The organism is Edaphobacter acidisoli (genome assembly GCF_014642855.1).
Classification (GTDB): domain Bacteria; phylum Acidobacteriota; class Terriglobia; order Terriglobales; family Acidobacteriaceae; genus Edaphobacter; species Edaphobacter acidisoli.
The window spans coordinates 1,727,312-1,742,156 of sequence record NZ_BMJB01000001.1 but is presented as its reverse complement, the minus strand read 5'-3'; the positions used below and the strand labels follow the sequence as shown (position 1 = coordinate 1,742,156).

7 protein-coding genes and 1 tRNA gene are annotated in these 14,845 nt (G+C 55.1%); 5 read left to right on the top strand and 3 right to left on the bottom strand.

Annotation, left to right across the window (positions count from 1 at the left end; translation table 11 throughout):
- Nucleotides 1–9 precede the first annotated feature (9 nt).
- The 3 genes from IEX36_RS07070 to IEX36_RS07060 all read left to right on the top strand — a co-directional run bounded on the left by IEX36_RS07070 (nt 10) and on the right by IEX36_RS07060 (nt 3,845).
- Nucleotides 10–1,494 (top strand): APC family permease, encoded by a 1,485-nt coding sequence (locus IEX36_RS07070; protein WP_188758549.1) that lies wholly within the window; start codon nt 10–12, stop codon nt 1,492–1,494.
- A 198-nt stretch (nt 1,495–1,692) separates the two neighbouring features.
- Nucleotides 1,693–3,690, top strand: a complete 1,998-nt coding sequence (locus IEX36_RS07065) for a beta-galactosidase (protein ID WP_188758548.1) — start codon at nt 1,693–1,695, stop codon at nt 3,688–3,690.
- A gap of 80 nt (nt 3,691–3,770) precedes the next feature.
- A tRNA-Gly gene (locus IEX36_RS07060) sits at nt 3,771–3,845 on the top strand.
- A gap of 257 nt (nt 3,846–4,102) precedes the next feature.
- Here the strand turns inward: IEX36_RS07060 and IEX36_RS07055 are convergent.
- On the bottom strand, nt 4,103–7,492 hold the full coding sequence (locus tag IEX36_RS07055; protein WP_188758547.1) for a glycosyl hydrolase: 3,390 nt from the start codon (nt 7,490–7,492) through the stop codon (nt 4,103–4,105).
- A 644-nt stretch (nt 7,493–8,136) separates the two neighbouring features.
- Here IEX36_RS07055 and IEX36_RS07050 point away from each other — a divergent pair.
- Together IEX36_RS07050 and IEX36_RS07045 are read left to right on the top strand one after the other, a co-directional pair.
- The gene (locus IEX36_RS07050) at nt 8,137–11,712 is read left to right on the top strand and encodes a TonB-dependent receptor (RefSeq protein WP_188758546.1); all 3,576 of its coding nucleotides are present in this window, start codon (nt 8,137–8,139) and stop codon (nt 11,710–11,712) included.
- 79 nt (nt 11,713–11,791) lie between these two features.
- Entirely contained in the window at nt 11,792–13,012 is a 1,221-nt protein-coding gene (locus tag IEX36_RS07045) for a tetratricopeptide repeat protein (protein ID WP_188758545.1), read from the top strand.
- Between the two features lie 59 nt (nt 13,013–13,071).
- On the opposite strand, the gene IEX36_RS07040 is transcribed toward IEX36_RS07045, so the two are convergent.
- A complete protein-coding gene (locus IEX36_RS07040) occupies nt 13,072–13,281 on the bottom strand; it encodes a hypervirulence associated TUDOR domain-containing protein (protein ID WP_188758544.1) in 210 nt (69 codons plus the stop codon).
- 24 nt (nt 13,282–13,305) lie between these two features.
- Nucleotides 13,306–14,787, bottom strand: coding sequence for a hypothetical protein (locus IEX36_RS07035; protein WP_188758543.1), 1,482 nt, complete (start codon nt 14,785–14,787; stop codon nt 13,306–13,308).
- Between the last annotated feature and the right edge of the window lie 58 nt (nt 14,788–14,845).

Here is a 14,845-nt window from a genome sequence, read left to right as displayed (position 1 = left end):
CTTTGGCGGATGCCAATCGAGACAGACGTTGCAGTGGCGAGCACGGCCGAGGGATTCAGGCGCGGGCTTGGACTCTTCGATTCGATCATGGTCGTAGTCGGGATTATGGTCGGCTCGGGAATATTCATTGTCTCGGCTGAAATGTCGCGGCAGATTGGCAGCCCCGGCTGGCTGCTTGTCGCGTGGGTCATCACAGGCGTGCTGACCGTGTCCGGTGCGCTCTCCTATGGCGAACTGGCGGCGATGATGCCGCAGGCAGGCGGCATGTATGTGTACCTCCGCGAGGCCTATTCCCCAGTGTGGGGCTTTCTCTATGGCTGGACGATGTGGACGGTGATTCAGACGGGCACAATTGCGGCCGTCGCGATTGCGTTTGCGCGGTTCAGTGGCGTGTTGTTTCCGTCAGTTTCGGAGCAGCATTATCTCTTCGGCCCATACAATCTGGGAGCGCATTATGCCGTCTCCCTTTCGACGGCGCAGTTGGTAGCGATTGCCGTGATCGTGTTGCTGACCTTTGGCAATGCGCTGGGACTCAAATACGGCAAGATCATCACAAACGTCTTCACGGTATCGAAGCTCGGAGCACTCGCTGTATTGATTGTGCTGGGGCTGACTATGTGCGCGAACCACGCAGCGATTCGTGCAAACTTTACGCATATGTGGGCCGTGCATGGTGCAGTTCCGCTAGCGGAAGGGCTGAGCGCAGCGAGTGGATTCGGGTTGTTCATCGCTCTATGTATCTCACAGACGGGTTCTCTATTCTCCGCCGATGCGTGGCATAACATCACATTTGTTGCAGCCGAGGTAAAGCGTCCCGAGCGCAACCTGCCGCTCGCTCTGTTAATTGGCACTGCGACTGTCATTGTGCTGTACCTGTTCTGCAACGTGGCGTATCTGGCGAGCCTGCCGATAAGCGCGATGCAAACTGTACCAAGCGACCGCGTGGCCACAGCGGTGCTCAGGACGGTGTTCCCCCACGTGGGAGCAGAGTTGATGGCGGCAGCGATTATGGTCTCAACCTTCGGCACCGTAAATGCGATGACGCTTGCTGGTGCGCGCGCATGCTATGCGATTGCGAAGGATGGGTTGTTTTTTCCGGCTGTGAAGCGGTTGAACCGCGCGCATGTTCCAGGCTGGGGATTGGCAATTCAAGGGCTGTGGGCGGCGCTGCTGGTGCTGCCGCGCACGATCAATCCGCTGACGCACCAGTACGGCAACCTCTACAGCAATCTGCTGGATTACGTGATCTCCGCGGAGTTGTTTTTCTACATCCTCACAATTGCCAGTGTCTTCCGACTGCGCTGTATGCGGCCCAATGCATCGAGACCCTATCGCGCATGGGGATATCCATGGTTGCCGGGACTGTACATCGTGGGAGCAACGGTCATTCTACTGGCACTGTTTGCGTACCGGCCAGGCACGACCTGGCCGGGAATGATAATCGTAGTCATCGGCGTCCCCGTGTACTATCTCGCACGGCGTGTCTTTGTGTGATTGGCGCAGAGCGGGATAGTTCAATGACAGAACGCCGGTTCGTTAGACGATGGGCTGCGCAAAACATCCAGGAAATTTTGATAGAATTCCGCAATCGATTGATATCGATTGCGGGAGGCGACTTTGCTCCGTCTACTATCGTCGCAATTCAGATTGGCGTTGGTGGTCACGCTGGCCTTTGCATTCTGTACTCCAGAGATGCATTCTCAACCGCCGTCGCAGCCGAGTCTTCTGCTTGGTTCAGCGTGGTATCCGGAACAATGGCCTGAAAGCCGATGGAAGGACGATGTCGAGCTGATGCAGAAGGCTCATCTGCACATGGTTCGTGTAGGTGAATTTGCATGGACTGCCCTCGAGCCGACGGAAGGCACATACGATCTCGATTGGCTGGAGCGTGCGATCAATCTTGCCGGTCAACATGGAATCTATACGGTGCTTGGCACGCCTTCGGTTGCGCCTCCAGTCTGGATGGCAAAGAAGTATCCCGGCATTCTCGTTACGGATGAAAACGGGAAGCTGTACACAGGTTCTACCCGAAATCACGCCAACTGGAACAGCGAACTCTATCGTCGCTTTGTCCGCCAGATCGATGAACGTCTTGCTGAGCGCTTCGGACATAACCCCTATGTCATCGGATGGCAGATCGGCAACGAATATTCCAGGCAATCCTTCGATGCCGATACACAGGCACAGTTTCATGCGTGGCTACAACATCGTTATGGAAGTCTAGCAAAACTTAATGCGGCATGGACGACGGCATATAACAACCAGACGTACTCCAGTTGGGACGAAATTCCGCTGGTCGACGGACCAGGTGACAACAGCCCCGGTTTGTGGCTGGATTCGAAGCGCTTTATTACCGACTCATTGCGCGCATATCAGCGTGTACAGATCGATGCGATTCGGAAATATGCTGACCCGAACCAGAAGATCACGACCAACCTTATGGGTTGGTACGATCTCTTCGATCACTATCAGATCGGACAGGACTTAGACGTCATTGCTTGGGACAATCCGCAGGTCAAGGGCTCGTACTCTCCGATGGAAAATGGAGCAACCCACGATCTGATGCGTGGCCTGAAAGGTGGCAATTATTGGGTCATGGAAACGACCGCGGGGCCTCGTGGAGGAGGCAATGCCAGTGCGATGCTCCGCAAAGGAGAGCTGCGCGCTGCCATTTGGGAATATGTTGGCCACGGCGCTGATCTCGTCAGCTATTGGCAGTGGCGCGATGCGCTGAACGGAGGCGAAGCGAACCATGGCGCGCTCGTCGACGTTGACGGTAGACCTGATCCTATCTACGCCGAATACGCGCAGCTCGGAGCTGAGTTTGAGAAAGCTGGTCCGGCTCTGGCTGGCACGCACGCTCAAGCGGAAGTTGCATTGCTTCATTCGTACCCAAGCCGCTGGGCCATCAACTGGCAGAAGATGAACCCGGCGTACGATCCAATCCAGGAGTTGATGAGCTACTACACTCCTTTGCGGCAGCTTGGATACACCGTAGACATTGTTCCGCCAAACAGGGACCTGAGCCGGTACAAGCTGGTGATCGCGCCAGGGCTCAACGTTCTTACGCAGGCCGAGGCCGATAATCTCACCCATTATGTGGAAGGAGGAGGGCACCTTGTCTTGGCACAACGATCCGGCATGAAAGACGAGCACAATAGTCGCTGGTCTGAGCGGCAACCTGGCCCGTTGGCCAAGCTGCTCGGCGCCCACGTAGAGCAATACATGTCGCTGAATGATCCCGTGGCGGTAAGCGGAGATTGGGGCGATGCCTCTGCGAGCATGTTTGCCGAACAACTCAAAGTGGACAATCCGGATACTCAAGTCCTAATGCGCTGGCTCGCTCCGAATTCATGGCTCGATGGCGAGCCCTCTGCAGTAAGTCGAACAGTTGAGAAGGGCTCGATCGCATACATCGGCGCATGGATGGACAGTGCCACGACCAAACGGGCAGTCGAGTGGATGCTCAAGGGAAGCGCCGCCTCGCCAGATTTGTTTCCGGTACCTGAGGGCGTCGAAGTGTTTCATCGTCGTGGAGCGGATAAGAACATCTTCATCGTAGGAAACTATTCGACGTCGCCGACGCATGTAAAACTGCCCAGGTCCATGCAGGATGTACTTGCCGGAAAAGAGTCGGAGACGCTAAACCTGCCCGCGTTCGGAGTGGCCGTGCTTATGGCACCTGAATAGTTTCTTCGCGCCTCTGCGCCTCCTGCCGTGGTCGATTATAGTAATCTGGAAGTATCAGGAACGTTGTTTTGAAATCATGGGCGGGAGTAGTTCAGTGGCAGAACGTCAGCTTCCCAAGCTGAATGTCGCCGGTTCGATCCCGGTCTCCCGCTCCAGTAAAATCGACCCTTGCAAAACCTCCCAAAGGAACTCCCATTGTGCCCAATCACATGGTGTGCAGTTTCTTCTCGAACTGATTAAGCGGGATCCAGTTCTTCAATCCTTCAATTCGCATAAGTGTTCTCCAACGCTTTTGTGTGCGATATCTGTTTCGGCTGCAAGATCCAAGATCAATGCCGATCAGCAGTCGACCGTCATTGATCTGAATTCGGTACCATGTCATCTCGATCTACAGAACCCACGGTCTTCTCAATCAGTTGCGTGCTTCAGAGTAGACGGTAACTGGCCCCAGAAGCCCCGACGAAAGCAGCGGCGAATCGGCCCTGTAGGGTTTTACAGTAGTGAACGTATATTTCTTAGCATCAGGCTGCTGATCTCCAATCATACGGTTGACCCATGCATTCGTTACCTTGATCGAGAGCTGGTTTAATCCTGGCTTCAGAGCCGAAGTCATCTCTATACAGTAAGGCGTATGCCATACGATACCCAGCGGCTTGCCATTAACTGTGACTTCAGCCAGGTTCTTTACATCGCCAAGATCAATCCACACCTGCACGCCTCGCTTGAACCACGACGTTGGGGCGCGGAACGTCTTTGTGTAAGTTCCTGTACCCGAGAAATACTTCACTCCATTATCCTGGCTATCACTCCACGAGGCGAGTGTATTCATGGTGACAGAGGGCGGAGCTCCCCAATCAGGAGGGAAGCTGAGCGTCCATGGCCCGCTTACAGTTGCGAGTTCTGTCCGAACCGGCGAAGGAATGGCACGGGATGTTGACTTGGTTGGCTTGCGAAATACGACGAACATAGTTCCCCATGGCTCGAGCTTCAATGGCACCGTCGTGCGGCCACTCGCAATCGTATAAGACGCAGGCTCGGTCTCTCCGGTCTCTGCATGCCAAAGTTCAGGTGCTTTGCCCGACACTCGGAAAGTAGCATCCACGTTCTGGCTGCTATCACTGCGGTTTTCTACAAAGTACACGTCGGTCCCAGCAAGTTTGCGGTGGACAAAGAGCAGATGCGTGTCGCTCGACGGTTTTGTGTAATCGAAGTCTGGCGCTACATGCATCGCTTCGAATGCCTCTGCTGGAGTTTGTCCGGCATACACTGTTCCTTCGCCTACATGGTGCACTCCGGTGCCGTCACCAAACAACTGCGTACGCAATGTCTTAAATTCGCTCTGGTTGTCCGCAAGACTCGGATCGTCTGTTGGCATGGGACCAGCAACAACCGCTCCTTTCTGCACCAGGTTATAAATCGCGTGCAACACCGGCAGCGACATATGACTACTATATGGAGCCAGCCCCAGCAGCCGATAACTTGTACCTCCCGGAGTAACAATATTTCCGTGATCCACGCTTAATTCGTGAATCAGGGCATCAGCATTCGCATAGTCGAATCCATAACCTGCCGGCACATCGGGAGACTTGTGCTCGTAGATCGCCGTCAGATTAGAGTCCTCCCCATAGAAGTAAATGAGGTCCGCTCCAAAAGTGCCCTGCTGTAGCAGATAGCTGCTCCGCGCTAGATAGCTGACCCATGGCCCAGCCTCATCAGCCCAGGTTTCGTTACGATTGAACCACTGGCCGAATGGTCCCAGGCTCAGTCCTGGCTTTTTGTTTACCAGCGGCTGGTGCGATGATTCGTGAACAACGATGCGGTTGATGCCGTTGAGAAATTCCATATCTGCAGTCGGCTTTAGTGTTGCGGGTGACCAGGCCCACGGCCCAGCCGCAGCTGTCATCGATTCAGCAGCAACCATCTGGCGTCCGTAGATATGCGCAACTGATGCCGATTCGCGGTCATCCGCGTTGTAGCCGTATTGGATATTGTTGACCCCAGGCGTCTGTGTCCACATAGCGCTCATGGGCACTTCGCTGAACTTCTTCACTTCCATTCCATCTGCAACAAAGGCGCGACCGCTTTCATGCGATTCGCTGTAGTGGATCATGCCCCATTGATGCAGAACATCCTCCAACTCGCCATAGTGCTCGTCGGCAATCAGGTCCGATATCGTCTTACGAAAGTCCCATAGGAAGCGGTCGCTCGCAGCCGAACTCTCCACTACCTCCCCAGTCAGCACAGGCATCCATGGCACCGGGTCGTATCCACGCCGCTTGCGAAATTGCTCGATCATGTTGTCGGTCCAGTTCTGCGAGCCCGCCTCCCAGCTGTCATTGATCACTTCGCGAATGCCCCTCTTGCCCATGAACTCAGGACCTACCGTCTGCTTGTAGCTGTCCAGATACTTCTCCATGTACTGCCGCACATAGCGATGGTCGAGCTTATCAACCTCCAGTCCCGTCGCCTCTTTTGTGGCGGGGTGGTTTGTAATGCCGAGCAAACTGTAGCCAAACCGCACCACCGCCCAGTGTCCCGGCGGTGGTGTCCAATCCAGTGTCCCGTCGGGACGCATTTTGCCCGTTAGATTGATCACATCGGCTTTGTTGACTGCATCGTTGCCCGCGTAATCAGGCGTAGCAAAGCCATAAAGGTCGGGCACAGGGACAAACGCGGCCTTCTCTTCAAAGTGGTTCACACGAGCACCTGGATGTAAAACAAGCTCGGCAACCTCATAGCTCGTCGGCGCCTTCAACATATTTGGATCCAATCCAAACGACTTCGGATCAATCCCCTTCGCCCACGCAGGGACCGGAGGTGGCGTTCCTCGTTTGAACGTTACGCGAAAGTACTTCGCCGTCACAGGCGCGAACGAGATCGTAGTCTCCGGCGAATTGTCGTCCGACAGTTTCGTCACTTCATGAAAATTCTGCCCATCGTCACTCGCTTCAAGAGCTTTCTCTGGCGCAGCAATGCCGGAGATCATCGCTACTATCCGGTTCGGGTTTTTCGTCACAAGCGTGATGGAGCGAATGGTCTCAGGCTCCGCAAATGCGTACTCAATCCACGCCTTCTCGCCAACAGCCGGAATGGGTATCCCCGTGGTCTTCTCCAGATCGCCATCGGTCAGCATTGCAAAGTCAGGCGATCCTCCGCTGGCTGTAATCACTGGATGCAACGACTCAAGCGACACGTCGCTCTCCGGCCTCCGATACGCAATCACAACCGAATCCGCATAGTACTGCGGAGGTGCCTTCCCCGCCTCAAACTGAAGCGCATCGCGGATACCAATGTCCTGAAATGCTCCCGTATTCTCCGGTGGATGAGCTAGCTTTCCCGTGAACGCCGCGTCTCCCTCCACATCCGTCACGCTCCACACATATTTCTTCATCCCTTCAGAAGCAGGAACCCACGGTCCACCGGACTCACTCCACCCTGGCGACCCAGCAATGCCTTCTTCCATCCCGTATTGATCAGCCAACTGTGTTGCATAGCGAAATGCGTCTTTCCACTCTGGCGTCATATATACCAGGCGCTTTTCGACTACTTGCGGCGTGGACAAGGCCGCATCAAATGTTTGGAACCCATCCAATCCCACCTTGTGCATCCAGTCCAGATCGAGCTTGATGCCTTCCTGGGTAATATTGCCGTTCATCCAGTGCCACCACACCAACGGACGTGCTTGAGCCGGAGGGTTCTCAAACCCGCTCTTGAGAGCGTCCGTCTTGTTCTGGGCCGCTGCGGCCGCCAAACCCACAATCATCATGATGGCGGCACTAAGGCCTGTCCTGTGGTGTCTCATCGCTTCTCCTTTGTCGAATCAGTCAGGCCGCAGTGGCCGAATTTGGGTCTGTCACTGCCTCCGTTACGCGCTCAGCAGAAAAAACGGGTACGAAAATATGGCCAACAGCCTAGCATTAGTTCTGCGATTTTCGGAAGAAAAATTATCTTCCATATGAAATTTGGTCACGCTTCCGCTTGCCGGAACGCCTTTCGCAGTCGAGGCAACGTGTCTCACAAAAAGAAGTCAGACAACTCTACAGTGATCATCCATCGATGATTGGTTCACCATTCTCTGTCATCACACACATTGCATGGACTAATACAGATGTGTGGCTGATGGGCATAAACAATGGGATTCCGTGTGTACTCGTCCTGGACTAACGAGTTCGTCTCATCTGTTATTCGTCATGCGTGTTCGGCAATCAATGAAGTAGTCATTCTGGTGCTGACTTCGAAGACATAGTCTTTTTGGACGTACCACTGCATGTTTAGTGTTTATATTTCAAAAGAGAAATAAAATTTCCCTTGACACTTTCCGGCCTCATGCGTATTGTTTCGGCCGTTGGGAAAACCAGCAGACCGTTCGTGCACTCCAGCATTCCCCCATCACTGGCTTGTTGTCCCAGCAAATCTGTCGGCAACGCTCATTCAGGGAGACCAGAAATGCGAATTATGCGATTTAGCTTTGTGCTGACGCTACTGCTGACTCTATCTAGCGCGGCGTTTGGACAGGCCGGAGCCACAGGCTCAATCCTGGGCACGGTCACAGACTCCACCGGAGCTGTGATCCCTAACGTGAAAATTACTATTACCAACCAGGCGACCAACGTACCCTTCCATACTGCGACCTCTTCCTCAGGCGACTACAACGCTCCGTCGCTCAACCCGGGCACATATTCCGTCTCGGCACAATCGCCGGGGTTTCAAAAAGCGGTGACCAACGGTGTCATCCTTACGGTCGATGAAAAAGTACGCATCAACATCAGTCTCAAACCAGGCGAGGTCACACAGGCGACTGAGGTCACGGCGCAAGCCGTCGCGCTCGATACGGACACAACGGCGCTGTCCCAACTCATGAGTCAGAACCAGGTGCAACAGCTTCCTCTGAATGGAAGAAACTTCATGCAGCTGCTTCTCGTAGGTGCAGGAGCGGTGACCGTCGGCGGCGAACAAGGCACTATGCGTCAGGGTGAAGGCAACGCGGTCAGCATCAATGGAGGGCGGCCCGAAGGGAATAACTACACCTTGGACGGTCTCATCAATACAGACCAGGCATTGGTCACACCTGCTGTCATCCTCTCTCAAGACGCCATTCAGGAATTCAAAGTTGAGAGTGGAACCTATTCAGCCGAGTACGGGTTCAGCGCAAGCCAAATCAACATCGTTAGCAAAGGCGGCAGCAACTCACTACACGGAGCATTGTTTGAATACAACCGCAACGATGCCTTCGATGCAAAACCCTTTCCCACTGCTTCGGATTATCAAGCCAACACCCCCACAGCCAACCCGGTTCTTCGCCAAAACCAATTTGGCTTCGTGGCAGATGGTCCAGTGTACCTGCCCAAAATCTACGACGGTCACAACAAGACTTTCTGGATGGCCAACTACGAAGGCTGGCGCATCAACAATGGCATCAGAGAAACGGAGATGGTGCCCAACCCCGCAGTCCTGACCGGAAACTTCAACGGAGAGCTCACTTCTGGCGGAACTCCGCTCCCGGCTTATGGAACTGCTGCCTGCACTGCTCTTCTCAACATTAATCAAAATTGCATGCCCGTAGATCCGACAACTGGGCAGCCCTTTCCGAATAACCAGATTCCTTCCGGCGAAATAACCAATCATCTGGCGCAGGTGGCCCTCAAATATGGTTACTGGCAGTCGCCTACACTGGCAAACCAGCCGGAAGGCAACATCAACTTCATCCGTAACGTTGGACTTCGGCTTACGACAAACCAGCAGACTTACCGCCTCGACCAGACTCTCGGACGCTTCGGCTCCATCTTCGGCCGCGGAACCTACTCGACCTATCAGAACAGCAGCTTGGATACGGGGAGCCTGAGCTATGGCCTGCTGACTCAGTACGAGAAGCAGAAGAACTGGGAGGTTTCGCATACCATCAGCTTTGGCGCCGCCAACGTTAACAACTTCCGCTTCGGCTACCTCGACGCGCAAGCCCCGCAGGGAGCGCCCGCGCCATCCTCCGACGCAGTCTCAATGCTGGCCCAAACGGGAGTGTTCACGCACTTTGCCGCACTGCAGGAAAGCTGGCCCAGCCTGGCGCTCTCGCAGTACACCACCACCGGCGGTCCAGTGAACGCTTACACAGGATCGGACAACCCCGCCTGGGAGTTTGCCGACAGCTTCTCCACCGTCCATGGCCGTCACACCATCAGCGTTGGTTTCGACTACCGCCACTGGCACTTGATCCGCAACCTGGACGACGACTTCCACGGAGACTGGCAGTTCCAGGCTGCAACCATTCTGAGCAACAGCAATGGATGCCCCAACGCCCCCGTCTCCGTCGGCGGTGGAGCACCTAGCAGCCTATGCGGCACTGGAAACGCGGTCGCTGACATGCTTCTCGGTTACTACAACAACACGGCAGGATTCATGCCAGGACCCTTGAGCCCAACCGATCAGGCAGGCAATCCCCAGGACCACATCTTCGGTTACTTCGCGCCATACGCACAGGACGATTGGAAAGTTACGCAGAAACTGACCATGAACGTGGGACTGCGCTGGGATTATCGTGCCGCGGCTTATGAGGCGAAGAACCACTTCTTCTGGCTTGATACCCAGAACAGCCAGGGTGGCCTCTGCTTCGCCGATCCCCAACTCAAAACCGACGGAGTCGCACCTGGAGTCGGAGTTAACGGCGGACCCATCCTCCGTTACTGTGGCTCCGTGCCGCATCCCGGCCAGAAGACGCCCTTCGCTCCTCGTTTCGGCCTCAACTACCGCCTCACCGACAAGACCGTAATCCGTGGCGGATACGGAATCTTCTTCGATTCCTACGAGGGACGCGAGATCGACGACTCCGCCGACATCTATCCCTACAGCATCCGTCTCTCAGAAAACCCAACGCAGGTCGCATCCCTGCCCAAGTTCGGAAACCAGATGTTCCCAAGCTTCACCACACTCACTCCATTCCCCCAGTCCACCCTCTCCTTCATCGCAGTAATCGAGTCCGAAAACCCCATCGACCCCTACGTCCAGTCCTGGACAGGTTCCGTCGAGCGGGCGCTCACACCGAACACTACGCTTGAGGTCAATTACATCGGTACACACGCCGTCCACCTCCTCGACCGGCATAACATCGCTCAGCCGTATCAGATATCCGCCGCCAATCTGGCAGCCTGCCAGGCAAATCCCAACGACGTGACACACGATTGCCCAACATCGTCACGTTTGCCTTATCCCAACTTCACCGGCTTCTATATCGATAGCGATTTCCACGGCTATTCTCACTACAACGCCATGAACGTCAACTTCCAGCACCGCGCCGGCAATCTGGCGGTGACCGCCATCTATACCTGGGCCAACAGCAAGGACGATAAGTCCGCCGCTGCCGGTGTAGGCGCCACGGGCGCCGGATATCAGGGCTTCATGAACAACCATGCTCCGCAGCTCGACTACGGCCCGTCTGATTTCAGCGTGTCGCAGCGCTTCGTCTCCAGCTACGTCTATCCACTGCCAGTCGGGCGAGGCAAGAAGTTCCTCGGCAATGTTGGCCGTGCGGCAGACCTGGTGGTCGGCGGCTGGCAGCTTGCCGGAATCACTACCTTCCAGTCCGGCTTCCCGTTCAGCATCACTGCCACCGACGCCGCGGGTCTCGACGACACCCAATTCCAACGCGCCAATTACACCACTGGCTGCAATGTCCACAGCGGCCTTACCCAGCGGTTCCAGCGAATCAACATGTCTTGCTTCACGCAGCCGGGGCCTGGAACCTTCGGCAGCAGCGCTCGCAATTTCCTCCGTCAGCCCGGACTCAATAACTGGGACATGGGTCTGACGAAGGACTTCCATATCACCGAACGCGCCGGGCTCTCCATGCGCTTCGATACCTTCAACACCTTCAATCACCATCAGTACGTCGTCAACGTCGGCGGCCTCGCTACAAGCGGATCGGGAGGAGGCTCATCCATCCAGAACGCAGTCGGCAATCCGCTACAAGGCTTGATTACGAGCGCAGGTCCATCGCGCATCGTGCAACTTAGCGGAAAGCTAACATTCTGATCCCGAAAAGCACCTTGATTGACTACACCGCCACCTCCATGATGTGGCGGTGTATTTTTATTGGGAGTAGAGGACGTCCATGATGAAATGGCCCAAATGCGCCGCGCTCCTGACCGCCTGCTGTATCGTCATCCTGGCCGCTCCCGCGCAAACCAGCAGGGCCAGCAAGGCAGCGCAGTATGCCACTGACGGACAGCAAGCGCTGGCAAGGAATGACTATGCCGATGCTGAAGAAGCGTTTAAAAAGCTCGCGGCGCTCGAGCCTGGCGTAGCTGAGATTCATGCCACGCTGGCGGCTATTAGCTTTAAACAGCGCGACTACGATCAAGCCGTACACGAAGTCCGCGCAGCGCAACGACTCAAGCCTGGACTGTCAAAGCTGGACAGCTTGCTCGGGCTCTCACTCGCAGAGATGGGACGCTTCAGCGAAGCCCTGCCGCCTCTCGAAAAGGGCTTTCATCAGACCGCAGATCCCGAAGTTCGACGCATGTGCGGTCTGGAGCTTCTCCGCACTTATTCCGAAATGGAGCGCGATGCAGATGCTGTCGAGACAGCGCTTGCACTTAATAAGCTCTACCCAAATGATCCTGAAGTCCTCTACCACACCGGTCGCATCTACGGCAGCCAGGCCTACAACATTATGGAGCGGCTCCATGACACAGCTCCTGGTTCTGTCTGGATGCTGATGGCGCAGGGCGAAGCTAACGAGAGCCAGAAGCAATGGGATGCTGCAATTGTCGCCTTCAACCGCGTCCTCACGCTCGACCCGCACCGCCCGGGCATTCACTACCAGTTGGGACGCATCTATCTTTCGCGCTTCCACGACACCCTCAATTCTGCCGACCAGGAGCAGGCCATGCGCGAGTTCACCGCCGAACTTGACGTAGATCCTCAGAACGGCAACGCTGCCTACGAACTGGCCAACCATCAGGCACAACTCGGCAACTCGGACGCCGCACGTCAGCAGTACGAACGTCTCCTCCAACAGTTTCCTGATTTTGAAGAAGCGCTCGTTGGATTGGCCAGTGCTAATCTTGCTCTGCAAAAGCCTGCCGACGCTGTTCGCCCGCTGGAGCGTGCGACCCATCTCAGGCCTGGCGATGAAGTCGCTTGGTGGCGTCTTGCACAGGCCGATCGTGCCATTGGAAATCTAGACGGTCAGCGACAAGCACTTGCTACCTTCCAAAAGATTCACAAGACCATCCCTGTGACACTGCGCAAACCAAATGCTGTTGACGAGATAACGCCACAGTCGATCGACACAGCCCCAACCGGTAGCGCAAAGGCTCCCATACCTTAAAGGTGTTCCATGGTTTAGGGCTGATCATGGCCCCCGCAATATTCATGCCCGCGGCCACCTTATAAAAGCTCGAGAGCACTCCCTTTGTGGGCAGCGACATGATCCGTCTTGTCGCTTTTAATTTCATATTGCGGCTCGTTTTCCGAAGCGTGATGCACGTAACCCTTGTAATTAAAGTTGCTGGTGTGAATAGCAATGATTGTGCCTGTCACCCAACCTGCCTCAGAGTTCCAACGTACGTGGTCGCCTATCTTAAAAGTCTTAGCCATCTCGAGATGTTCCAGCGCTCAATGTCAGTTCCTGTTCTCGCTCGCTTTACGAATCAGCAGCACACTTATAGTATCTTCGTGCGCAATACTCCAGTCTGGTGAGTTTCTCAGCAAATACACCAGCCCAGAATCTGGGTTGAGCAGTACGCAGCCGATTTGGTACTTGTCGAGAACTTTGAGAGAGTTCCGGAGAGTGACCATGTTGAGGTAGTCGAGAAGAACGCCATGGTGTTCAAAGATGTCCGTCCGGCTGTCAATAAAAACCGGAACACCGCGCGCATTCCAGATCAGATAGCCTCCCCACTCATAGAGATTGAACAGGTGTTGGCCGGCGCAATTGCTATTGAGTGCAGGTAGAGCAGCGGCAGGGAAGTATTGCGCCTCGGCCGCGTGAAGCTTAGCTGATGGCGGAACATGGCGAACAGCAAAGAAATAGAATGCTGCCATGATGAGGACATTGAGCCAGCGCTTATCTTTTCTGGGATCGTACGGGGAGAACACATGATTGCCCAATTCGACCGCCAGTATTGGGCAAATGACGATTCCGGCAAGAAAAAGGAACCGCTTATGCGAGACCCCAGCGTACAGGGCAAGAAGAGCAAATAGCACATCAGAGAGTAGCCAGCGGCGCCGCTGCCCGAGCGTAAATAACATGAGTCCGGCAGCAATTAGAAAAATCAGAACGCCATAATAACTCTGGAAATTGACGCTACTCCACTCGTCAACCACAACGATGTTAAGACGTTGATGAAAGATCACGTCGAATGGATAGGCCGCGAGTCGCCAGCCGTATGGGTTGATGAAGAGAGCGGCGAGGCTGCCAAAGGCAACCACGATTAGCGTGCGCCATTGCTTAGCAGACCAGCGGACGGACTCAATGCTGCCCCACGAGCCTTGTACGACGCCGGACGCGATGAAGACCAGGAAGAAGGAGAAACCAATCAGCCATGATCCGTGCAGGTTAATCCAGAGAGCAAAGAGAGGGACAAGCAGCCAGAGGCCATTCCGCCCGCGGCGAAAATTGTCGAGGAGTATCAATTCTGCTAAAAAGCAGAGCCACCCGAAGAGGATGGTGCGCGGGCCTATGTTGATGGCCGCGAGTAGAACTGCAATCCATGTGGCGAGCCATGCCGCGCCAATATTCTGTGAACGACGATAGCAAAGCAGCAATACGCCTGCGATGATGATGTCCACAACAAGAAGCATCATCAGGAAGATGCCGCGCTCGGCAAAGAGCCTGAAGGCTAGATAGTAAGGGATTTCCGCGAGCCACTCAGGATTGATCCATGGTTGCCCCAGAGTGGTGAAGGAATAGGCATCAGCGCGGATGAAATGGTGTGTGGAGAGAAGCATCTGAGCATTACGCAGATGCCACCAGATGTCCGGATCGCGCATCACTGGGCCGCCCTGCTGTACATCCAGCGAGGCGAAAAACGGCGAGACAAAAAGAGTGCTGATAAGCATCGCCGGAAAGCTGGTAAGTTTCTGCCAGAAGCGGAGTCGCACGCAGTTCACCCCACAGGGAGTACCCCGTTGAAGAACAGGCGGGTACAATCCTGTCTTC

Bases quoted from the DNA above. Each gene is read 5' to 3' on its own strand.
- IEX36_RS07070 (WP_188758549.1), top strand. From the start codon at position 10: ATGCCAATCGAGACAGACGTTGCAGTGGCGAGCACGGCCGAGGGATTC.
- IEX36_RS07065 (WP_188758548.1), top strand. From the start codon at position 1,693: ATGCATTCTCAACCGCCGTCGCAGCCGAGTCTTCTGCTTGGTTCAGCG.
- IEX36_RS07055 (WP_188758547.1), bottom strand. From the start codon at position 7,492: ATGAGACACCACAGGACAGGCCTTAGTGCCGCCATCATGATGATTGTG.
- IEX36_RS07050 (WP_188758546.1), top strand. From the start codon at position 8,137: ATGCGAATTATGCGATTTAGCTTTGTGCTGACGCTACTGCTGACTCTA.
- IEX36_RS07045 (WP_188758545.1), top strand. From the start codon at position 11,792: ATGATGAAATGGCCCAAATGCGCCGCGCTCCTGACCGCCTGCTGTATC.
- IEX36_RS07040 (WP_188758544.1), bottom strand. From the start codon at position 13,281: ATGGCTAAGACTTTTAAGATAGGCGACCACGTACGTTGGAACTCTGAG.